General features: G+C 36.9%; 20 protein-coding genes. 3 read left to right on the forward strand and 17 right to left on the reverse strand.

The features are described 5' to 3' along the window. Nucleotides 1-12: 12 nt before the first annotated feature. On the reverse strand, nt 13-777 hold the full coding sequence (locus AC1DCY_RS03235) for a LamB/YcsF family protein (RefSeq protein WP_477347397.1): 765 nt from the start codon (nt 775-777) through the stop codon (nt 13-15). Nucleotides 778-1,053: 276 nt separating this feature from the next. On the opposite strand from AC1DCY_RS03235, the gene pxpB reads away from it, so the two are divergent. Both pxpB and AC1DCY_RS03245 read left to right on the forward strand, forming a co-directional pair. After that, entirely contained in the window at nt 1,054-1,794 is a 741-nt protein-coding gene (gene pxpB / locus AC1DCY_RS03240) for a 5-oxoprolinase subunit PxpB (RefSeq protein WP_477347398.1), read from the forward strand. After that, complete coding sequence (locus AC1DCY_RS03245) at nt 1,785-2,774, forward strand: 5-oxoprolinase subunit C family protein (protein ID WP_477347399.1); 990 nt, start codon at nt 1,785-1,787, stop codon at nt 2,772-2,774. The genes pxpB and AC1DCY_RS03245 overlap by 10 nt, the downstream gene beginning before the upstream one ends. A gap of 122 nt (nt 2,775-2,896) precedes the next feature. On the opposite strand, the gene AC1DCY_RS03250 is transcribed toward AC1DCY_RS03245, so the two are convergent. From AC1DCY_RS03250 to AC1DCY_RS03310, 13 genes are all read right to left on the reverse strand, one after another. Next, complete coding sequence (locus AC1DCY_RS03250; protein WP_477347400.1) at nt 2,897-3,655, reverse strand: IclR family transcriptional regulator; 759 nt, start codon at nt 3,653-3,655, stop codon at nt 2,897-2,899. 90 nt (nt 3,656-3,745) lie between these two features. Continuing rightward, nucleotides 3,746-3,973: a hypothetical protein gene (locus AC1DCY_RS03255; protein ID WP_477347401.1), complete on the reverse strand. Its 228-nt coding sequence runs from the start codon at nt 3,971-3,973 to the stop codon at nt 3,746-3,748. Further along, on the reverse strand, nt 3,970-4,122 hold the full coding sequence (locus AC1DCY_RS03260; RefSeq protein ID WP_477347402.1) for a hypothetical protein: 153 nt from the start codon (nt 4,120-4,122) through the stop codon (nt 3,970-3,972). The genes AC1DCY_RS03255 and AC1DCY_RS03260 overlap by 4 nt, the downstream gene beginning before the upstream one ends. 286 nt (nt 4,123-4,408) lie before the next feature. Next, the gene (ald, locus tag AC1DCY_RS03265) at nt 4,409-5,554 is read right to left on the reverse strand and encodes an alanine dehydrogenase (protein ID WP_477347403.1); all 1,146 of its coding nucleotides are present in this window, start codon (nt 5,552-5,554) and stop codon (nt 4,409-4,411) included. Nucleotides 5,555-5,580: 26 nt separating this feature from the next. Next, nucleotides 5,581-7,002, reverse strand: a complete 1,422-nt coding sequence (locus AC1DCY_RS03270) for an aldehyde dehydrogenase family protein (protein ID WP_477347404.1) — start codon at nt 7,000-7,002, stop codon at nt 5,581-5,583. 22 nt (nt 7,003-7,024) lie between these two features. Beyond that, nucleotides 7,025-8,335, reverse strand: coding sequence for an aminotransferase family protein (locus AC1DCY_RS03275; protein WP_477347406.1), 1,311 nt, complete (start codon nt 8,333-8,335; stop codon nt 7,025-7,027). Nucleotides 8,336-8,703: 368 nt separating this feature from the next. Next, on the reverse strand, nt 8,704-9,957 hold the full coding sequence (locus tag AC1DCY_RS03280) for an ArgE/DapE family deacylase (RefSeq protein WP_477347407.1): 1,254 nt from the start codon (nt 9,955-9,957) through the stop codon (nt 8,704-8,706). Nucleotides 9,958-10,034: 77 nt separating this feature from the next. Next, complete coding sequence (locus AC1DCY_RS03285) at nt 10,035-11,423, reverse strand: APC family permease (RefSeq protein WP_477347409.1); 1,389 nt, start codon at nt 11,421-11,423, stop codon at nt 10,035-10,037. Nucleotides 11,424-11,436: 13 nt separating this feature from the next. After that, nucleotides 11,437-12,741, reverse strand: coding sequence for an APC family permease (locus tag AC1DCY_RS03290; RefSeq protein ID WP_477347410.1), 1,305 nt, complete (start codon nt 12,739-12,741; stop codon nt 11,437-11,439). A 308-nt stretch (nt 12,742-13,049) separates the two neighbouring features. After that, a complete protein-coding gene (locus tag AC1DCY_RS03295) occupies nt 13,050-14,684 on the reverse strand; it encodes an amidohydrolase (RefSeq protein ID WP_477347411.1) in 1,635 nt (544 codons plus the stop codon). A 156-nt stretch (nt 14,685-14,840) separates the two neighbouring features. After that, nucleotides 14,841-15,497 (reverse strand): GNAT family N-acetyltransferase, encoded by a 657-nt coding sequence (locus tag AC1DCY_RS03300; protein WP_477347413.1) that lies wholly within the window; start codon nt 15,495-15,497, stop codon nt 14,841-14,843. A 167-nt stretch (nt 15,498-15,664) separates the two neighbouring features. Further along, the gene (locus AC1DCY_RS03305) at nt 15,665-17,086 is read right to left on the reverse strand and encodes an NAD-dependent succinate-semialdehyde dehydrogenase (RefSeq protein ID WP_285395968.1); all 1,422 of its coding nucleotides are present in this window, start codon (nt 17,084-17,086) and stop codon (nt 15,665-15,667) included. Between the two features lie 61 nt (nt 17,087-17,147). Continuing rightward, the gene (locus AC1DCY_RS03310; protein WP_477347414.1) at nt 17,148-18,524 is read right to left on the reverse strand and encodes an aminotransferase family protein; all 1,377 of its coding nucleotides are present in this window, start codon (nt 18,522-18,524) and stop codon (nt 17,148-17,150) included. 209 nt (nt 18,525-18,733) lie between these two features. On the opposite strand from AC1DCY_RS03310, the gene AC1DCY_RS03315 reads away from it, so the two are divergent. Then, nucleotides 18,734-19,645: a LysR family transcriptional regulator gene (locus AC1DCY_RS03315; protein ID WP_376077194.1), complete on the forward strand. Its 912-nt coding sequence runs from the start codon at nt 18,734-18,736 to the stop codon at nt 19,643-19,645. A 226-nt stretch (nt 19,646-19,871) separates the two neighbouring features. On the opposite strand, the gene AC1DCY_RS03320 is transcribed toward AC1DCY_RS03315, so the two are convergent. From AC1DCY_RS03320 to AC1DCY_RS03330, 3 genes are all read right to left on the reverse strand, one after another. Then, nucleotides 19,872-19,982 (reverse strand): hypothetical protein, encoded by a 111-nt coding sequence (locus tag AC1DCY_RS03320; RefSeq protein ID WP_477347416.1) that lies wholly within the window; start codon nt 19,980-19,982, stop codon nt 19,872-19,874. 49 nt (nt 19,983-20,031) lie between these two features. Further along, nucleotides 20,032-20,250 carry a transposase gene (locus AC1DCY_RS03325; protein ID WP_477347438.1) on the reverse strand — a complete coding sequence of 73 codons (219 nt, stop codon included), beginning with the start codon at nt 20,248-20,250 and terminating at the stop codon, nt 20,032-20,034. A 334-nt stretch (nt 20,251-20,584) separates the two neighbouring features. Further along, nucleotides 20,585-21,856: an MFS transporter gene (locus AC1DCY_RS03330; protein ID WP_477347418.1), complete on the reverse strand. Its 1,272-nt coding sequence runs from the start codon at nt 21,854-21,856 to the stop codon at nt 20,585-20,587. Nucleotides 21,857-22,029 lie beyond the last annotated feature (173 nt).

Consider the following 22,029-nt stretch of genomic DNA (forward strand, 5'->3'; position numbering starts at 1 on the left):
GCTCCCATTGGTCTACCCCTCCTTGATTGCACGTACTGAGATTTGATTTTCTGCTAATTTTGAATGAATATATTTTGCAAACTCTACAGCATGTTCTCCGTCCCCATGAATACAAATAGTATTTGCCTGTAATGGTATTTCGATTTGCTGTTGTGACAGCACAATTCCCTCTTTCACCATTCTCACAACCTGATTCACAGCTTGTTCCTTATCAGTAATCAATGCATCAGGTTGTTTACGAGATGTTAAAGAACCATCCTTCTGATAGGTACGATCTGCAAACACTTCATGGGCTGTTTGAAGCCCTACTTTTTCTCCGGCTTTTGTTAATTCACTACCTGAAAGACCGAATAACACAAGTGAAGGTGAAATATCATAAATGGCTTGTGCAATTGCCTCAGCAATCGCTGGACTTTTAGCAGCCATATTATAAAGTGCTCCATGTGGCTTAACATGCTGCATAGTTTCATTGTAAGTCGTTAGAAAACCTTGCAATGCTCCAACTTGATAAATAACCATATCATAGGCTTCCTGTGGTGTGATGTTCATCTCACGTCGTCCAAAGCCATTTAAATCCGGTAATCCTGGATGTGCCCCGATTTTCACACCATTAGCAATGGCTAGCTTAACTGTCTCTCGCATGACAGTTGGATCTCCAGCATGGAATCCACAAGCAATATTAGCAGAGGTTACATATTTTAAGATTTCTTCTTGCTCTCCAAGTCGATAACGACCAAAACTTTCCCCTAAATCACAGTTTAAATCAACTCGAAACATCTTCTTCTCCCCGTTTTCTGCCCACTTAAGTAGTTATAATGAATACGTTTACAATATCTTGTACCGATATTCGGAACTTAAGTTTTGAAATTTAAAAAAATCTTAACATATTTTATAATTGCTGAAAAGTATAAATTTAAAATTTTGAGAAAGAATATTTTTTTAAAATTTTCATTTAAATTAAACTTGTTTTTGTTTATTCTTTAAATATAATATTTAATAATCCGTTATTTAAAACTTATATACCGAATTATGAAACTTCAGGAGATGGTTTTTATGCTGAATTTAAAAGAGAATGTACATATAAGACCTTTGAGCGATTCTGCACTAGTCATACATGTAGGTGAAGGAATCAGTGAGGCAATTCACAACAAAGTTAAAAATATATTGAATTTATTAGAGAGAAATCCATTTGAAGGATTCATCGAAGTGGTGCCTGCCTATAATAATGTGACAGTGTATTACAATCCGATTGAAGTATACTTTTCAAATATAGAAAAAGAAGGAGAAATGCCTTACGAAAAGGTGAAGGCAACAATTCTTTCTTTAATGAATCAATCTCACATAGTTGAAACAACGAAGGAACGTGTCGTAAAAATCCCTGTAGTATATGGTGGTGAAATGGGACCAGATTTAGAATTTGTAGCCTCTTATCATGGTTTAACACCTAATGAAGTCATTAAAATTCATTCTTCTGTAGAATATCTTGTTTACATGATAGGCTTTGCTCCAGGTTTTCCGTTTATGGGAGGAATGGACAAACAAATTGCAACACCTCGTAAAGAAACTCCACGGTTATCGATTACTCCGGGATCTGTTGGAATTGCGGGAAATCAAACAGGGATTTACCCATTAGAAACTCCAGGTGGATGGCAAATCATCGGACGAACACCTTCTCGTTTGTTTCTACCTGAACAATCTCCTCCAACCTTATTACAACCGGGTGATCGAATTCAGTTTGTACCAATTTCGTTGGAAGAATATAAGAGCGATTGGGAGATGAAAACATGGGCATAAAGGTATTACAGCCAGGTATGCTGGCAACCATTCAAGACCTAGGAAGATATGGGCTACAAAAGTTTGGTGTTATCGTCGGAGGAGCAATGGATTCAATTTCCTTACGAATTGCGAATTTACTTGTTGGAAATTCGGAAGGAGAAGGTGCTCTTGAGGTGACACTTTATGGAACAACCCTTTTATTTGAAACTGATGAACTGATCGCAATTACAGGTGGTAATTTACAACCTACAATAGACGGAAAAGAAGCACCAATGTGGCGACCACTTTTAATTCAAAAAGGCTCTGTTTTAAAATTTAATACTGCGATTAATGGTTGCCGAGCCTACGTATCGTTTAGTGGCGGAATTCAAGTGCCCAAAGTGATGAGCAGTAAAAGCACCTACATACGTGCTGGAATTGGAGGATTTCAAGGAAGAAAATTGTTGAAGAATGATGTCTTTGAATTAGATAGACGATCAGAATTAGGAGAGGATCTTTTTAAACAATTAAAAAAAGAACCAACGAACCTTTCTTGGTCAGCTGATTACACATCCTTTGTTACATTTAAAAAAACGCAAACAATCCGCTTCATAAGAGGCTCTGAATATGAGCATTTCGATGAGGAGAGTTTAAAAAAATTCCTTTCAACGCCTTACACTATCACAACACAATCAGATCGAATGGGCTATCGATTAGAAGGAGAGGCTATTCAATTAAAAGAGCCATTTGAATTATTATCGGAAGGGGTTACATTTGGAACGATTCAAGTGCCCTCCAATGGGCAACCTATTATTTTAATGGCAGATCGTCAAACAACTGGTGGATATCCTAAAATAGCTCAAGTGATTTCTGCCGATTTACCATCATTAGCACAAATGCAAGCAAATGGTCGAGTCTATTTTAAAGAGGTCACTCTTGAAGAAGCTCAATTGGCATTAATACATCAAGAAAGAAAACGAAATGAATTAGCATTTGGGCTCCGATTAAAAAGGTTATAGAAGTGTTAGAGGCTATTCAATCGTCCAAAATTCGATTATTTATATAGTAATGTTTTCTAAAAAAGTTAGCAATTTCAGCACAAAATGGGTAATCTCAAATGACTTTTGAGACTACCCATTTTTTAAAGCTGTTCATACCCCAATTGTTTAGAAATCGCTGCGGTAGCCTTCTTAAGTTTATCGACAAAGATTTCAACGTTTTCCCCTCGATAATTGGTTTCTAGTCCCGCAATACTCATTGCTGCAACGACTTCTCCTTTATGATCGTAAATCGGTGCTGCAACAGCAGATGTATAATCTTCTAATTCTGAATGGCTGATTGTATAACCAAGTTCTCTAGCCTGTACAATCGTTTCAAAAAGCCTTTCCTTATCTGTAATCGTGCCCATTGCAAATGATTTAAGTTCTATCGATTCGAGATACTCCTTTATGTCTGCATCCGGTAAAAAGGATAATACAGCACGAGGGCATGCCCCTGCATAAAGAGGACTTTTTCTACCAATTGCTGTGTAGAGTCGAACTTTTTGCTTCGTATCTATTTTCTCGATATAAACAGCATCGTCACCATCACGAACGATTAAATTAATCGCTTCTTTTACATCATTATGTAACTCATTCATAATTGGATCTGCAATTTTTCGCACATCTAGGCGCATTGATACTAGATGTCCAAATTTAAGGAAGAGAATGCCTAACCTATATTTTGCATCAGTCCCCTTTTCTAAAAATTCCATTTCCTCGAAAGATTTCAACATACGGAAAGCAGAGGTTTTAGGGATTCCTGATAACTCAATTACTTCTTGAAATGACAGTTCAGTATGATCGATAAATAGATTTAAAATATCCATTGAACGGATAACCGTTTTATTATTATTTGACAATTTAAGTTTTCTCCCCCTTCTATACTAGATTTAATCTAATCATAATTTTTCTTGTCTTAATTAATAATTATACCTAATATCTTACTGTTTTTATATACCCTGGCTCTTCACCAAAACGTGTGATTGATTTCCGTTCCGACTGGGCGCTTTGTTGTTGCTGTCGCTACGCTTTCGCACAGATAAAACAATTGTTGCTGTCGCTTCGCTTTCGCACAGAGCAAAGCTTCCTGGGGGCGTCCGATGAGCCGCTTGGGCCAACAGATGTTTTTTGCGCGAAAGCGTAGTGCAACGTAGCGGCAGCAGCAGGATGTTGGTCACGAAGGCGTTATCACAGGATGTGATGCTCTTAGCCTTCGTTTCTCTATGTTGCTCGTTCCAGGGTCTCGGGCCAACACGATGTTGGTCACGAAGGCGTTATCACAGGACGTGATGGTTTTAGCCTTCGTTCCCCTATCGCTGATCCCCAAGGAGTCGCCCAGCCTCTACTCCAATCAACTTATATACAATGGATACGTTTAACAAATGTCATCCACAACTTTTGGTGATGAGCCTATACCCTGTAAATCAGGTTAATAAAGGAATAAAAAACAGGAGCAGAGAATGGTTGCTTTGCTTCCATTCCCTTTACCCCTGCTTGTTTTCTTATTTTGATTCCCTTGATTACTATACTAGATAAAAAATGCGGATATTCTTTTTTTGTCCTACGCTCTGTTTCACCTTCTTTTCATTTCAAATAACATTATTTCTCTTATTCTATTTAACTGCTAACGCCGAAGTTGAATCTGCTGCTAATTCTACTTGTAGATCCGTATATGGTAATCCATGTGCATCAGCTACCGCTTTATATACTATTTTTCCATTTACTACGTTTATCCCCTTCGCTAAAACAGGATTATCTAAAGCAGCTTGGCGATAGCCTTTATTAGCTATTTGCAAACCGTATGGAACAGTTACATTTGACAAGCCCATTGTTGAGGTACGCGCGCAAGCACCTGGCATATTCGCAACTGCGTAATGCACAACACCGTATACTTCATAAGTAGGATTACTATGAGTAGTAATTCGATCAATTGTTTCAATAGAACCCCCTTGATCTACCGCTACATCCACTACAACAGACCCCTTTTGCATCGATTGAATCATTTCTTTTGAAACTAATTGTGGTGCACGTGAACCTGGAATTAGCACAGCACCAATTACCAAATCTGCTGTTTTCACTGCTTCAGCGATATTGTAGGTATTTGATGCAAGTGTACGAACACGTCCTTGGAACATATCATCTATTTGACTTAAGCGTGTAATATTAACGTCTAAAATTGTTACGTTTGCACCTAATCCTACTGCCATTTTCGCAGCATTCGTCCCGACAACTCCAGCACCTACAATCACTACATTTCCAGGTGCAACACCAGGAATACCACCTAAGAGAACTCCTTTTCCTCCTTTGGAATTTTCTAAAAACTGCGCACCAATTTGTACAGACATTCGGCCTGCAACTTCACTCATTGGCGTTAACAACGGTAAGGCACCTGAATCTAATTGAATTGTTTCATAAGCAATTCCAGTAACTTTACTTTCAAGCAAAGCTTTCGTTAATTCTGGCTCTGGAGCTAAATGTAGGTATGTGTAGAGAATTAGATTCTCTTTAAAATATTTGTACTCCTCCTGAATCGGCTCCTTCACTTTAATCACCATATCAACATCCCAAGCTTCCTTAGTCGATTTAGTAATTTGAGCGCCTACATCTAAATAATCTTGGTCTGTAAATCCACTACCTAACCCTGCACTCGATTCAATTATTACTTCATGACCACCTTTTTTGTAAGCCACAACACCTGCTGGAGTAATTCCTACTCGATTTTCATTATTTTTTATTTCTTTAGGTACACCAATTATCATTATATTTCCTCCTACCTATTTTTTTATTAGTTTTGGTTTATAACGACAAGTTTCATTTCTGTCATTTCCTCAATTGCGTACTTCAGCCCTTCTCTTCCCATACCACTTTCCTTTACGCCACCATATGGTAGATGATCTAAACGAAATGTAGGAATATCATTTATAATGACACCACCTACATGGAGTTTTTGCGTTGCCTGTAAAGCAATATGGATATTATTTGTATAAATACCAGCTTGCAAACCATATTTGGAGTCATTTACTTGATCAAATGCCTCTTGAATAGATGTAAACTTCATAATAGATACGATCGGTGCGAATACCTCCTGACAGGAAACCTTCTGCTCCGGTTTTACATTTAATAGTACGGTAGGTTGTAAGATATTTCCTTCAGTTTCTCCACCAGTTGCAATAATTGCCCCTTGCCCCTTTGCTTCTTCAATCCAACTTAATGTTCGTTTTACATCTTGTGGACTAATTAAGGCTGAAACATCCGTTGTAGGATCTAGGGGATCACCAAGTTTCAACTCTTTTGTAGCTGCTACAAATTTATCTACAAACAAATCATACATTTTTTCGTGAACATAGATTCGTTGAACTGAAATACATACTTGCCCTTGGAATGCAAATGCACCGGAAACGACACGTGGAATTAATTTATCAATATTAACATTTTCATCGATAATAACAGCCGCATTAGAACCCAATTCAAGCGTTACTTTCTTAAGACCTGCTTGATTGCGTATGCCAATACCTACAGCGGGGCTACCTGTAAAAGAAATCTTTTTCACGCGATTATCCGTGACTAATTTGTTACCAATTAAAGAACCTGCACCAGTAACGATATTTAACGCACCCTTCGGTAATCCTGCCTCTACTAATAATTCACCAATAAAATAGGAAGTTAATGGTGTTTGACTTGCAGGTTTTAATACAACCGTGTTACCTGATGCTATTGCTGGCCCTACTTTATGAGCTACTAGATTCATTGGGAAATTAAAAGGTGTAATAGCTGCCACGATGCCTAATGGTTCACGAACTGTATAGGCAATGCGCCCGTCTCCACCAGGGGCAGCATCCACAGGAATTGTTTCTCCGTGTATTCGCTTTGCTTCTTCAGCAGCAAATTTATACGTTTGAATTGTACGCTGAACTTCAGCTTTGGCGGTTGAAATAGGCTTAGCTGCTTCTAGTGCTATTAGCTCTGCTGCTTCTTCAGCACGTGCTTCTAATAAAGAAGCTAATTTTTCAAGAATAATCGCACGCTTATACAAAGGCATATTCGCCATCGTTTTACGTGCAGCATCGGCAGCTACTAAAGCTGCTTCTACTTCCTCGACATTTGCCTTCGGTATTTCTGCAATGACCTCGCTACTATATGGAGAGCGTAATTCTGTATACTCTGCTGCTTCCACCCAATCCCCATTGATAAATAAATTTTTCCTCATTATAATTACCTCACCTTTCGTATTACAACTTATTTACCAATACCTGATTCTCTACTTCTTGAATCGCTTTTTCTAGAATATCCAATAAATCTCTTAACTCCTTTTGGCTTATTGATAATGGTGGTGAAAATACAACAATATCTTGAGCATCTAGTACAACAGAGCGACATATTAATCCCAACTTTGCTGCCTCTGTCACTATTTGCGGAGCGAGGAGTCTTCCTTCATAAGAGATTTCTATACCTGCCATTAAACCTAAACCTCTTGCATCTACAATAAATGGATACTTCGCTTGTAATACTTTTAACCCTGCTAATAACTCTTGACCACGAATTTCTGCATTTGCTACTAAATTATCTTTCTCTATAATTTCAATGTTTTTCAACCCAACTGCACAGGCCATTGGATGACCACTATAAGTGTATCCATGCAATATAGTTCCTTCTGATAACTCAGAAAATTCTTGGTGTATTTTCTCTGAGATCATTACACCACCTAATTGTGCATATCCACTAGTAACACCTTTTGCAAAGCACATCATATCCGGTACCACATTAAAATGTTCCATCGCAAAGAACTTACCCGTCCTACCAAATCCTGTGATAACTTCATCAGTTATCATCAAAATACCGTACTCATTGCAAATTTCACGAATTTCTTTGAAATAATTATCTGGTGCAACATGCACTCCCCCTGCACCTTGTACTGGCTCGGTGATGAAAGCAGCTATTGTTTCTGGACCTTCAGTTTCAATCAAATCACGTAAAGCCTGTATGGAGAAATGATCTACGAATAGAAAATCCGGTGCATTAGAATTTGTAAAATCACGAAATCCTTTTAAACCCGTCGAACTTGTAGCACCGATTGCCACCCCATGATAAGATCTCGATCTTGAGATAATTTTTTTTCGAGAAGTTTCCCCTTTTAATATCCAATAATGACGAGCCAATTTATAGGCGCTATCATTGGATTCGGAACCACCGGACGTAAAAAATGTAGTATTTAAATCACCAGGTGCTAATTCTGCTAACTTTTTTGCTAATAGAATAGCAGGCTCATTACTAAACGTTGCAAAACAAGAACTGAAGGCTAATTTATCCATTTGTTCCTTCGCTACTTCACCAAGTTCTGTTCTACCATGTCCGATATTCACATTCCAAAGTGAAGACATTCCATCAATAACTTTATTACCTGTAATATCATACAGATAAACACCTTTTCCTTCTGTAAAAATAAATGCCGGTCCATTTTCCGTCTTTACTGGTGAAGTAGGGTGTAGAAAATGCTTTTGGTCTAACACTTTAAGTTCTTCAACAGAATAATTTCTTTTCATATAAATACATCCTCTCTTTTAAATGTTTTTAAACAATACAGTCACAATTAATAAACAATCAGCTTGCCAACTACTAAAATGTGATTTACTTACATCTCGGAAATAAATTAATTTAATTTTCAATCAATTTTGAATATAGGAATTTTTTCGTTGATTTAATTGTTAAGAGAGATTTGTTTTATCAAATAATTTTCCACACTAATAATTTCCCGATTAAAAGTTTTTTTAGTGTACAAATAATCCTCACTTATTCGTTTGGTTGTACTAGCAGTGCTAGGCTGATTATTCATAAGTGCCATCTTCTCAATATTTATTAAATGGTTTTCCTATATTAGTTTGAAATGGATATTCCCAAAAGTTAACGATGATTAACTCTCGCTCCACTTAATAATATAATTTGCCAAAACATTAGTTACTTCTACTACGCTATCTAAATGAACACATTCATCTGGTCCATGCATATTTTCTCCAATTGGCCCAAAGCACAATCCTTGTTTTCCGTAATACTGAGTAAATCGTGCATCATTTCCTCCAGCTCTTCCAACCGTTATTACTTGATGTCCCATAACATCTTCTGCATTTTCGATGAATAATTTTACAAAAGGGTTCTCAGGATCTTGATACCATGGCTCCGTTGACCATCCAAACCACTCTATAACAGGTGGATTTTTATCCATCCACTCATCGCCCAAGACAGATTTCATAATCGTGTCTTGTACTAGTTGCTTAATTTCTTCGCGAGTTTCCCCTGGGATAAAACCAATTCTTCCTTCGAGGATCGCTTCCCCTGGAACTGTCGATACCCAGTCCCCAGCTTTTAGTACACCTAAGTTTAAGTGAACGGACTGTCCAGACCCCTTTTCAAATAAATCAAACTTAACATTTTTAGCACGCCATTCACTTAATTCATCCAGCGCACTAAGGATTTTCATCATTTTTGAAATAGCATTTATGCCTTCATGCGCTAAACCAGCATGCGCTGTTCTTCCCTTTACGTACACTCGGAAATACATAATCCCCCCATGACTTATTGTCATATTCAAATTATGTGGCTCTGTCGAAATGTACCCATCTGTTACGAAGCCTTCCTCCAAACATGCTAAAGCTCCGCCTCCACCACCAGCTTCTTCTTCTATTACTGAATGTAGCTGAACATCTCCAGCAATTGGATAACCTAAATCAATTAATGTTTTCAATGCGAACCAATTTGAAATAAGTCCTGCTTTCATATCGGCAGAGCCTCGACCGTATAACTTGTTTCCAATAATATCTCCACTCCATGGGTCCATCGTCCAGTTTGAATATGGTTCTGGAGAAACAACATCTACATGCCCATGAATCGTTAATGACTTACCATTGGAGACACCTTTATGTATTCCGATAATATTTTTTCGGTCTTCAAACGGAATACCTGAATCAATAAACGCTTCATGAGCTGAAACCTTCTCATATTTTGGTTCAATCTCATGCAAAATCAAGTTAAGTTCTTCATATTTTTTTTTCATGTATAATTGCATCTCTTGTTCATTACCAACAACGCTTTTTATACGTACGACATCTTGAATTGTTTTAAATAATTCTTCTTTATTTTCTTCTATATACAGTCGAATTTTTTCTTTCAAAGCAATCACTCCTTTATTTACTTCTTGTGTCATTAAAAAGAGGAAGATTATCTAAGAGATTCTCATCCTCTAAATAGTTAATTCAAGACTTTAATCTTATCTTCATTAAAAATCTCTTTATCTAATGACTCCAAGTCATCAATAGAGTCCATGCTTCCAAGTTCTTTTTTAAAGAATCTTGTTATAAACAGCATGTAAATGATTCCGATTATAAGCCACACGATTCCACCTATAAATGCATCAGCGTGTAAATGATACCAAAGAACTCCAGTAGCTAATGCTCCGAAAGAAGGCATAATTAAGTACTTAAAGGTTTCACTGCCTGATCTCCTTTTCTGACGAATATAGAAATGAACAATAACAGCTAGGTTAACGAATGTGAATGCAATTAATGCCCCAAAGTTAATGACTGAAGCAATTAATTCTAAATTTGGTCCTATTGCAAATAATGATACGATTCCCGTCAAAACAATCGTAAAAACAGGCGTTCTAAATTTAGGGTGTAAGTATCCGAAAGTTTTTTTAGGAAGTACACCATTTCTGCCCATAACAAACAGCAAACGAGATGCACTTGCATGAGATGCAAGTCCTGAAGCTACAGTAGCAGCGAAAGCTCCTGCAATGAAAAGCAGTTGGAATAACTTCCCTCCTACATATAAACCAATTTCCGGCAATGTATCATCTACATTTTCGAACACAGAAACATCCGGGAATAATGCTTGTGTAAAATAAGAAGCAATAAAGAAAATACCCCCACCGATTAAAACAGTTAGAAGGATTGCTCTAGGAACTGTTGATGTATCCTTTGCTTCTTCCGTATACATTGTTATTGCGTCGAAACCGATAAACGAGAAAGCTACTACTGTTGCCCCAGTTAAAACGGCTATTAATTTTACATTTTCATGTGATAGTGGATGAATGGTGAATAAAGTACCATTTCCCATACCGTGATAAAGTTGAACAGAAGCAAGTATTATGAAGATACCTATTAAACAAATCGTGAAAACAACGAGTATAAAGTTTAAGCTGGATGTTGATTCCATACTATAAGCATTAATTGCAGTAACTACAATGACATAAGCAAAAACCCAAATCCAAACAGGTACATTCGGAAACAGAGATTCCATATATATTCGAATAATTAATGCATTAACTAAGGGTAATAATAAATAATCTAATAACGATGCCCATCCTACGAGGAATCCTAGGTGTGACCCCATTGTTTCCCGGGTGTATGTATATGCTGAACCAGCAGCCGGGAATACCTGTACCATCTTTCCATAACTAATCGCTGTCAATACCATTACTAACAAGGCGACTAAATACGCCATTGGTACTACACCATTTGTTAATTTTGATACAATTCCAAACGTATCAAAGACCACTGTAGGCGTCATATATCCTAATCCCAGTGCAACAATTGACCAAACACCTAATGACCTTTTGAGCGTAGTGTTATCTGTCATTCATCTATCCCCTTTACATATTTTTAGCTGCTTCATTAAACTGCGACGAATCAATCTCATCTGTTTTGAGCACTGGTGGTTTATGCTTAAGACCTTTTGTCATAAATAATAAATAAATAACACCAATTCCTAACCAAACACTACCAAGAGCAATCGAATAAACATCTAGGTTGAAAAGCAAACAAGTTGTAAGTACTGCTCCGATTAATGGAAAAATCAAATAGAAGATAATCCCCTTTAAGGAGCGTTCTTTTCGCTTACCGTAATATAAAAAAACAACGGATAGATTCACAACAGTAAATGCAAGTAGGGCGCCAAAATTAATGAAAGACGCGACAAAGTTTAGACTTAAAAACAATGCAGATAATGATAAAAGACCAATTAATAAAATGTTGTTAACCGGGGTTCTCGTTCTTTTATTTAGTTTTCCAAAAAAATTTTTAGGTAATTGTCCATCTCTTCCCATTGCGTATAATACACGTGCAGCACTTGCTTGAGATGCGGACGCGGAACCAAATACAACCACTGCAGTTTTTGCTAGGAATGCTGCTTGTAAGGCATTCCCGCCTACTAGGAAAATAATTTCATAGGAAGCAGAATCAGCATCTTTAAAACTCGTATAATCTGGCCAAACATTATGTGCAAAATAAGATACGACTACAAAACATAATCCACCAATTATTGTTACTAAAGATATTGCACGCGGTATGTTTTTCTCCGGATTTTTTACTTCTTCTGAAAAAGTAGAAACTGCATCAAAACCGAGGAAAGAGAAACATAATAGTGCAGCACCAGCAACTATATACTTAAATGACTCCTCGGTATTAATAAAGGGATCAAGGTTAAATAAAACGCCAGTCCCGGTTCCAGTTACTATTGATTTAACTGATAAGATGCAAAAGACAATTATAAATAATACCGATAAGCCTGTTACAATCATGTTGATATTTGCGCTTAACTTTACACCTCTAACATTTACAAACGTCACAAGAACGACTAATGTAAGTATCCAAACATACTGTGGAACTTCAGGTATAGCAGCTGAAAAGAAAATACCAAATAGTAAAAAGTTAACCATTGGGATCAAGAGATAATCCATTAAAATTGCCCATCCCACTAAGAAACCAACATGAGAATTAATAGCTTTTTGCGCATAGGTATAGGCAGATCCCGCAATGGGGTACGCTTTTGCCATTTGACCATAGCTATGAGCCGTAAACATCATCACAATTAATGCAAGTACATACGATCCAGCGACCATACCATGAGATATTTTAGAGGCTATGCCGTATGTGCTAAACACTGTAGTTAAAGCCATAAAGGCCGTCCCAGTAACAACAACTGACGTTAAAGAAAGCGATCTAGACAAATTAACTGGATGTTTTATTTTTTTTCACTCCTCGAATAGTAATAAAAAAATCTTCCCGGTAAAATGATCAATTAACTAAAATAGTAGGATAGTAGACTGATTCACTATCAATTTCGCCTTGGCGTAATTGCGTCCGGATTTTGAATTGTGCCCGCACAATTCATTCCTTTCAAAATCCGTGACATCCGCCGGAGGCTTTATCTTCATTCAGTAGGTGTTTGGACACCCACTGAAAAGGAACCAATACCGCATTCATCTCACCACCTGTAGAGGTGGGAGTTTTCTGCTGAATGAAGATAAACAACTTCACCATCCATAATTGTTAACAAAACTTTCGTTTGAAGAATTTCTTTATTTTCTACTTCAAAGAGGTTTTTATCTAGTACAATAATATCTGCTAATTTTCCAACTTCTAATGTACCCAAATCGTTTTCTCTGAATGTGCTGTATGCTGAACCTTTTGTATACGCTTTCAACGCTTCTGCGAGTGTTATCTGCTCTTGACTATTCCACTCATAATCACCAGTAAAGTCTAGTCTCGTAATCGCATGGAAAATTTCTTTAAAAGGATCTAATGTTGCTATTGGATAGTCTGTACCAAGAGCAATATACTCGACTGCGTCGTATAACGTTTTACATAAATACGTATAAGGGTCTTTCTCTTTACCGACACGCAAAGTATGACTTTCTTTTGGCATCAATGCTAGATGAGAAGGCTGTACAGATGGAACAACCCCCAATTCTTTAAATCTCTTAATATCTGTCGGATGAATCACTTCAATATGCTCTAGCGCATGTCGTGAATCTCTTACACCATTATCCATCCTTGCTGCTTCAAATATATCTAGAGCAAGCCTAACTGCGCCATCACCAATTGTATGGAAGCGAATTTGAAATCCTTCTTTGTCCGCTTTTGTCACCCAGTTTTTGATCGTTTCTACAGGAAAAGCAGTACTCCCTCGTGTTATAGGTTTGTCTAAGTAAGGATCTAACATGTATGCGGTATGTCCAGTTACAACGCCATCAATAAACTGCTTAAGTCCTGCAAGCTGTAATTTTTCGGAATTGTACTTTTCACGCAAGCTTATCGCTCTATCTATATCATCATTTAACTCAGGGTAAAGATGTATTCGAGTCGTAAGTTTGCCAGCTTCATCATATGCCTTATACATATCGAAACTATTTAACTTATCAAAACTACTTGCAAACAAATCATTTACTGATGTAATGCCTAATTGAGCTGAATTTTTTAAGAACTCTTCAAACAATTCTTCTTTCCGTTTATCCGGAAATGCGAGAGCAATATCCACAACTAAATTCATTGCTGTTTCAAGAAGAATTCCTGTGATTTCATTATTTTCATCTTTTTGAATCGTACCATTAGGAGGATCTTCAGTTTCATTTGTAACCCTAGCATTTTCAAGTGCTAAACTATTAACCCACGAATAATGACCTTCTGCGTGGAAAAGAATAATCGGGCGATTAGGAACTACTTTGTCTAAAGAAAAACGTGTCGGCAAGCATTTCTCTGCCCAATTTGTATGATCCCATCCATAGCCTATAATCCACTCATCAGCATGCACGTTTTCCGAGAATTGCTTTACTAAACTAGCAACTTCTTCTTCCGAATGAGCATCCGATAAATTGATACTTGCATGCGAGAAAAGACTACCAAACATGAGATGAAGGTGCGCATCATGAAATCCTGGCATAATGAGTTGGTTGCCATAATGATATTCCTTCGTGTCTAAACCTATAAATGGTTTTATTTCCTCCATCGAACCTACCGCAATGATTTTGTTACCTTTAATCGCAATAGCAGCTGGCTTTGCTTCATTTTCTAAACCTGTAAATACTGCTTCACTCGAAATAACTTTATCAGCGATAACCATTTATAACTCCTCCCTTTACCTAAGATTTACTTCTAATGGAACTCTTATAACAATTATTTGAAAGCGCTTACATAACTAAAGAAGTTAATAATCGAAATAAGCAATGGGCATCCACTGTTCGCCTATTAAAATAGGCGAACATAACGGACAAAAGACTCATACTAATTTAAGCTTGTAAACTGGATTTTTCCATTCCAAAAGTGTTGCATATTCTAATGACTCAACATCCCCAGGTAAATAGCCTGGCATTACTTTATTTAATACGTATCCGTTTTTCATTTGGAATGTTAATACAGGATCATATATTTTCCCTTTCATTACCTCTAGTACATACTCATCTGCACTCATCTGCTCAGCATATTTATAGTAAAAAGGTATACGACCACCTACTAAGATATTTTCTAAGTTAAGTTTCTCACATATTCTTTTTCGGCCATCATACAAATGACGTCCTAATTGTAACCCTCTAAAATCTTCGTGTACTCCAATTTCAATACCATATAGGTTTCTACCATTAGGGTTATGATTTCGAATAAATCCTAAATCACAGATTTGAAAATATGAGTGACTATCTCCGTAATCTTCAAAATTTACAATTAGGCTTAAAGCGGTTCCTACAATTTTACCGTTATATTCTAGACAAATTTGACCTTCTGGAAACAACTCAATCTGACTTTCAAAATGTTCATATTTTAATGCCATATCAGGTCCAAAACACTTCATAGAAAGTGCAGCAACTTCAGCAAGATCCTCTTTTAAAATATTGCGGACAACTATTTCTTGTCCATTATTTTTTAAATTTGCTTTAGGCATAATTAATTCACCCTCTTATTTTATTGGAATTAAATTAAAGTTTATTACTTTATTAATTGTGTAGACTGTCTCCCATACATTCTTTAGAAACTATGTATCGGAGACATGGAGAATGTAGATAAGTCTACTACAATATATTTAGTTACCTAGATTAGTAACATTTTTTATTATTTTAAATAAATCGATACAAACTTCTTCTCCAAGTACTCCTCAAGTCCGTACCAACCGCCTTCTTTCCCCATTCCACTTTCCTTCATACCACCAAACGGAGCTTGTACAACCACTGGAGCTGGATCATTAATACCAACAATTCCGAACTCTAAAGCACGCATCATTCGTAAGCCTCGACCAATGTCTCGCGTATAACAATAAGCTGCAAGACCATATTCAGGATGGTTTGCTCTTTCAACTACCTCTTCTTCCGTCTTAAATGTATAAATTGGTGCAACTGGTCCAAATGTTTCTTCTGTAGTAATCTTCATATTATCGCTTGCATATTGAATAACTGTGGGCTCAAAGAAGTAACCGCTACCATTATTTAATGTAAATACATTACCACCCGCAATTACTTTACCATCATGTTTCACAGCGTCTTCTACTTGACTTTTCACTTTTTCAAGAGCCACTTTATTAATTACTGGACCGACATTTACGCCATCTTCTAATCCATTTCCTACAACTAATTTAGATACCTTTTCAGCTAACTTTCCTGAAAATTCATCAGCTACAGTTTCTGCTACGTAAATCCGGTTGGTGCTAATGCAAGTTTGACCTGAGTTAATAAACTTAGACACTAAGATACCATTAACTGCTGCGTCAATATCAGCATCCTCAAACACAATATACGGTGCGTGTCCACCAAGCTCCATTGATATTTTCTTCACTGTATCAGACGAATCACGGATAAGTTTTTTCCCCACACGCGTCGAGCCAGTAAATGTGATTTTACGAACGTCTGGGTTACTCGTCATCTCGTTTCCAATTTCTTCAGCTGGGCCAATTACCAGGTTTGCAACTCCAGCAGGTAGTCCAACTTCATGAAAGCATTCGAATACTTTTATCGCCGAAAGAGGAGTTAAGTCAGCCGGTTTTAAAACAATCGTACAACCTGCAGCAAGTGCAGGTGCAATTTTTCTTGTAATCATCGATAACGGGAAATTCCATGGTGTAATAGCTGCACATACCCCAACAGGTTCGCGAATTACCATTAAGTGTTTATCAGCTGCAGATGCAGGAATTGTTTCCCCATAAATTCTCTTAGCTTCCTCTGCATACCATTCTAGGTAGCCGATCGCACCTGCTACTTCACGAGTAGCATCTGGTAAAGGCTTACCATTTTCAAGTGTAATTGTTTCAGCTAATTCTTTTGTTTTTTCTTTCATCAATTGAACCACTTGAAACAGGTAGTTGCTGCGCTCATTTCCAGTTGTCTTACCCCAGAATTCAAATGCTCTCTTCGCACTTTCGATTGCTTCTTTAGTTTCAGTTTTACCACCTGTAGCAACAGTTCTAATTATTTCTCCTGTCGCAGGATTTGTTACATCTAATTTATTTCCTGTATCTCGCCATTCACCATTTATATAAAGCACTAGAGAACCTCCCCTTTTTTAACTATAACCACCACTACTAAACTTACTTTATAGGAATAGTTTAGTTGCGTGTATTTTTAAAAGCAGTAATCGAATCGTCTATAATTTGAATCATTTTTTCAATTTCTTCTTTGTTAATAATAAGCGGTGGCGCAATTGCCACAATTTGGTTATATGCTCCAAGCGCTCTTACTATTAATTGGCGATTGAAACATGCGTCAACTACCGCATTTGCTGGGAAAACAGTTGGATCAAACAATTTTCCACTTGTTGGATCTTCATGAAGTTCAAATGCAGCCAACAGACCGATTACTCTGCAATTTGTTACAATACTATGTTTTTCAGCTAAGTAATCTAAACCTTTTTTAAGTTCTTTCTCCATTTCGTTTACGTGGTCAATAATATTATCACGCTCTAGTATTTCAATGTTTTTCAGTCCAATCGCACAAGCAGTCGGATGGCCACTATATGTGAAACCATGTGGGATAACAGCATCGAAGTTAGCAATTGTTTCTCTAATTTCATCATTCATCATGACCCCGCCAAGTTGCGAATAACCACTCGTAATTCCTTTTGCAATTGACATCATATCAGGGACAACATTCCAGTTGTTTACACCAAACATTTTCCCCGTACGACCAAATCCACAAATAACTTCATCTGCCATGAAAAGGATATTGTGCTCGTCACAGATTTTACGAACTGCTTCTAAGTAACCTTCTGGTGGAATATTAACTCCGCCCGCACCTTGCACAGGTTCAATAATAATTCCGGCAATCGTCTCCGCACCTTCTCTTTCAATTGTTCCCCGGATAGAATCTGCATAGTTCGGGTCACTTTTATCACCTAACTCGCTGTTTAATAGGTGGGCTGTTGCACGAACAACTCCGTCTATATTTGATGATGAGAACTTGTGGTATGCTGCAAGACCAGTAGCTGTTTGCGCTCCTATTGTTACACCGTGATAAGCATTCGTTAGCGCAATAATCTTTCTTTTTTCTGGTTTCCCTTTAAGCTCCCAGTAGAAACGAGCTAATTTAATTGCTGTATCATTTGATTCTGACCCACCAGAAGTGTAGAATACACTATTTAAATCTCCTGGTGCTAACTCAGCTAATTTTTCAGCAAGTAGAATGGATGGTTCATTTGAGAATCCTTTAAATGATGATGCATACGCGAGGGTAGATAATTGACTATTACCAGCATCTGCAAGTTCTTGATTCCCATGTCCTAAGTTCACGTTCCAAAGCATTGACATCCCGTCGATGTATTCCACATCATCCGTACTTGTAACTGTAACGCCTTGACCTTTAACAAAAATAATAGGCGGTCCATTGTCAATTAAAGCCTTCGGATTTGTAGCTGGATGTAGCAAGTGCTTTTTGTCCAGTTTAGCTAACTCTACAGTTTTTGATTGTTGAGTAATTTTAGTTGTCATTGATAAAACCTCCATTAATAGATTAATATTTTGCGATTGGATAGACACACTCTGATATCAACTAACTTAAAACTGAAATACAATTTAGTTCAATTTTCTAACTATTCTTAATTATGTAAATAGTATATCTTTACATTTTTATAATGTAAATTATAATATTTATATGACTTCCATATATTTTATGAATACTAAAAGGAGGAGTTATCAAAATGAACCTTCATCGTTTACATTGTTTTATTACAGTAGTTGAGGAAGGTAGCATTACAAAAGCTGCTACTGCACTGCAAATGACTCAACCCCCCTTAAGTATTTTAATTAGAAAATTTGAACAAGAATTAAATGTCACTTTGTTTAATCGTTTAGGTAGATCTCTTGAATTAACACCAAGTGGAGTATTTTTATATGAAAAAGGAAAAGAATTACTTGATTTATCTGAGAATACGGAGAAGAAATTAGTCGAGTTTCATGAAGGAATTAGAGGTACTGTGAAATTGGGTTGTACTACTTCAGCAAATCTATTTATTTTGCCAAATGTCTTAAAAAAAATTCAAAAGGAAACTCCTAACATAGTTACACATGTTCGCGAGGGTAATACATCATATATTTTAGAAGAACTAAGAAGTCATAAAATAGATATTGGAATTGTCCGAACTTCAGTGAGAGCGGAGGACATCCATACTTCAACACTACTAACAGAACCTTTACTTTTAGCTCTTCCACCCAACCATCATCTATGTGAAAAAGATTCTATTGATATTGCAGACTTGAAAAACGAACGATTTCTTTTAAATACAACATCTTATGGATCGGGTGTTGCTGATGATGTGATCGAGGCATGCCAAAAAAGTGGATTTACGCCTAATGTCGTTTACTGGGGGACAGAAACATTACCAACACTTATGATGGTAATGAAAGGCGCAGGAATTTGTTTTGTACCTAGCTGTTTCAAGCTACTTAATTCTCCTGATTTACCGGTACTTAGACCACTAGCAAATCCAGTGTTACAAACAAAACTTAATATAATTACACTTAAGGATCGTTACATGACATCAATTTCCAAACGATTTCTTGCGATTACCGAAGAGGTTGCAGAGAAAATGACAAGCATTTTCAATGATTAATGTGATTTAAGTAATGGCGTTCAAGTTAAAATATTCGGTAGATAATGCATAATAAGTAAAAATAAGCACTCTTATCTTAACATCAGTTACGATAAGAGTGCTTTAAATTACCACCTGCTACAGCAGGTGGATTTTGTCATGAATGTCCACGACTAAAGTCTTTTATATTAAGGCTGAAGCCCTTCTCAAAGCTCTTGTGCTCAAGCACACTGAATATGGACTAAACTCATTTTTCAATACAGAAAACATCATTCTCATGTTCATTAAATTGTTTCGCAATGTAATTTCTTATAATTTCCTCGTTTACTGTACCAACTGTCACACAAAAGTATCCCATCGCCCATAGATGTTGGTCCCAATATCTTTTTTTATTCAGGAAATTCGTCTTACAACAGTCTTGACGATCTTCCTTTTAGATATTGCAAGATTTTGCTTGGTGCCAAACTTGGTGGGCATGATAGTAACAAATGAATATGGTCTTTCCCAGCACTGCCTTGCAAAATGATGATTCCCCTTGCTTCACAACCCCGTCTTATTAGAACTTTTACTCGAATTGTGGTTGGACCACTCAGTATTAAACTACATTTCTCTACTATTCTATCGATGTACCATCATCAAGGAGGTTCTAGGATGATAAATAGACAAAAAAACAATGTACTTAGTGTACGGATTAGGATTTTTATATGTCAATTGTGCTTGATGTTATGTACATGTTGGATCAGGTCATTATGCGTTACTCTATATGTATGGCCAGACCAATACAAGAACAAGGAGCCCTGGAAGAAAAAAAGCACCTCCACATACAATCCATTTGTACAGAACCTCGACTGACCGAGTACTGTAAAATTGAATCATAAGCGAAAGTGCTTATTTCTCTAAGTATGTTATACAGAAAACATCAGGATTTCCTTCACCATGGTTGTTTTGCTTCCATGCTCTTTATCCCTGCTTGTTATTATTATTTACGCTCTGGCGTTTTTCCTTTAATAAAATCACTCCAATTAAACCAACGATGGAGAAGATAACTGGCGTGATGAAACCATAGTAATATCCATCAAATAGATTTCCTGAAGTTGATTGAAAATGATCCAATATATATCCAAAAATGATGGGTAGCAATACAGCACTTAGAAAGCCGCCCGTATTTGCAATCCCTGAAACTATTCCTGATTCTTTCAGATTAAAAGATTGACGTACAGCTGCAAAGGTTAATGCACTTGCCCCATATCCAAAGCCAATGATAAAGAAAATAATAATTAGAAAGAAAAAGGAAGGATGCCCATTACATAAAAGGAAAGAAAACCACCCTAATAAAACAATGATATGAACGACAATATACGGTCTTCTAATTGTTTCTAACCGACTTGAAATCCAACTAGCTAGAGGTGCTCCAATAAGGGCCCCGATAAGACCGATCATAATCAGCTGGCTGGCATCTGAACGAGTCATTCCATACATATTCATCCCATATGGTACTGCCCACGAACTGATAAACCCTACATAACCGCCGACTACCCCAAAATGGCAAAAGAATAGAGCCCACGCTTGCGGATTTGAAAATATTCTTCGTAGCAAAACTGATGTTTTTTCACGTTGCACTTCTGCTGTATCAACTACCCACTCATCCCCCAAAATTTGTTTTGTTTTTTTTACAAGTACAAAATAAAGGAGAATGCCACATAAACATAAAAGTAGTCCTACTGAGAAAAATGTTACCCTCCAACCAAATAAAAGTATCCATGTGGAGAAAGGTACTGTCGCCAATAAGAAACCAAGGCTTCCTGTCATGCCCGCCAGGCCAATTAATCGAACAAATTCCTTTGGTTGAAACCATTGGGCCAAAATTAGCACCATGTTAACCCATATAGTCGCATCCCCTACCCCAGTTAGTATTCTGGCAAAAAATAGGACGAATTCATATGTACCCAGACTATAAATAATTGTACCTAAACCTGTAAGAGTAGCACCAATAATTAGAAAAAAATTGGGCCCAAATCGATCAGCTAAAATCCCCATTGGAATTTGCAAACTCGTGTATACAAAAAATTGTATACTCGTCAATAACCCAATCGTTGATGCTGTTACGTTAAAATCTCGCATCAATTGGTCTGTAATCAATCCCGGGGCGGTTCGTTGACTCGCCATTAACAAATAAGTAAATAATACAGAAACAAATACAACCCATCTATATCTGCTATTTTGTTTGTCCAATGATTTCTACTCCTATTAGCTTTTACTCTATATATATGAATTACAGGTAACGTTAAAAACCTGTTTTTCAAAGTAGTTTTATGAGAAGAACGAAACGATTGGCTTATGAAACAAGCAAAAATTCAAGGACCAACTCGATACACCACTAGAGACATTGTTGCAAGATGCACCCA

Source organism: Lysinibacillus sp. 10T31 (genome assembly GCF_056394365.1).

Coding starts and splice junctions, on each gene's coding strand:
- AC1DCY_RS03235 (WP_477347397.1), bottom strand. CDS start 777: ATGTTTCGAGTTGATTTAAACTGTGATTTAGGGGAAAGTTTTGGTCGT.
- pxpB (WP_477347398.1), top strand. CDS start 1,054: ATGCTGAATTTAAAAGAGAATGTACATATAAGACCTTTGAGCGATTCT.
- AC1DCY_RS03245 (WP_477347399.1), top strand. CDS start 1,785: ATGGGCATAAAGGTATTACAGCCAGGTATGCTGGCAACCATTCAAGAC.
- ald (WP_477347403.1), bottom strand. CDS start 5,554: ATGATAATTGGTGTACCTAAAGAAATAAAAAATAATGAAAATCGAGTA.
- AC1DCY_RS03270 (WP_477347404.1), bottom strand. CDS start 7,002: ATGAGGAAAAATTTATTTATCAATGGGGATTGGGTGGAAGCAGCAGAG.
- AC1DCY_RS03275 (WP_477347406.1), bottom strand. CDS start 8,335: ATGAAAAGAAATTATTCTGTTGAAGAACTTAAAGTGTTAGACCAAAAG.
- AC1DCY_RS03285 (WP_477347409.1), bottom strand. CDS start 11,423: ATGACAGATAACACTACGCTCAAAAGGTCATTAGGTGTTTGGTCAATT.
- AC1DCY_RS03290 (WP_477347410.1), bottom strand. CDS start 12,741: ATGGCTTTAACTACAGTGTTTAGCACATACGGCATAGCCTCTAAAATA.
- AC1DCY_RS03295 (WP_477347411.1), bottom strand. CDS start 14,684: ATGGTTATCGCTGATAAAGTTATTTCGAGTGAAGCAGTATTTACAGGT.
- AC1DCY_RS03300 (WP_477347413.1), bottom strand. CDS start 15,497: ATGCCTAAAGCAAATTTAAAAAATAATGGACAAGAAATAGTTGTCCGC.
- AC1DCY_RS03310 (WP_477347414.1), bottom strand. CDS start 18,524: ATGACAACTAAAATTACTCAACAATCAAAAACTGTAGAGTTAGCTAAA.
- AC1DCY_RS03315 (WP_376077194.1), top strand. CDS start 18,734: ATGAACCTTCATCGTTTACATTGTTTTATTACAGTAGTTGAGGAAGGT.
- AC1DCY_RS03320 (WP_477347416.1), bottom strand. CDS start 19,982: ATGGGATACTTTTGTGTGACAGTTGGTACAGTAAACGAGGAAATTATA.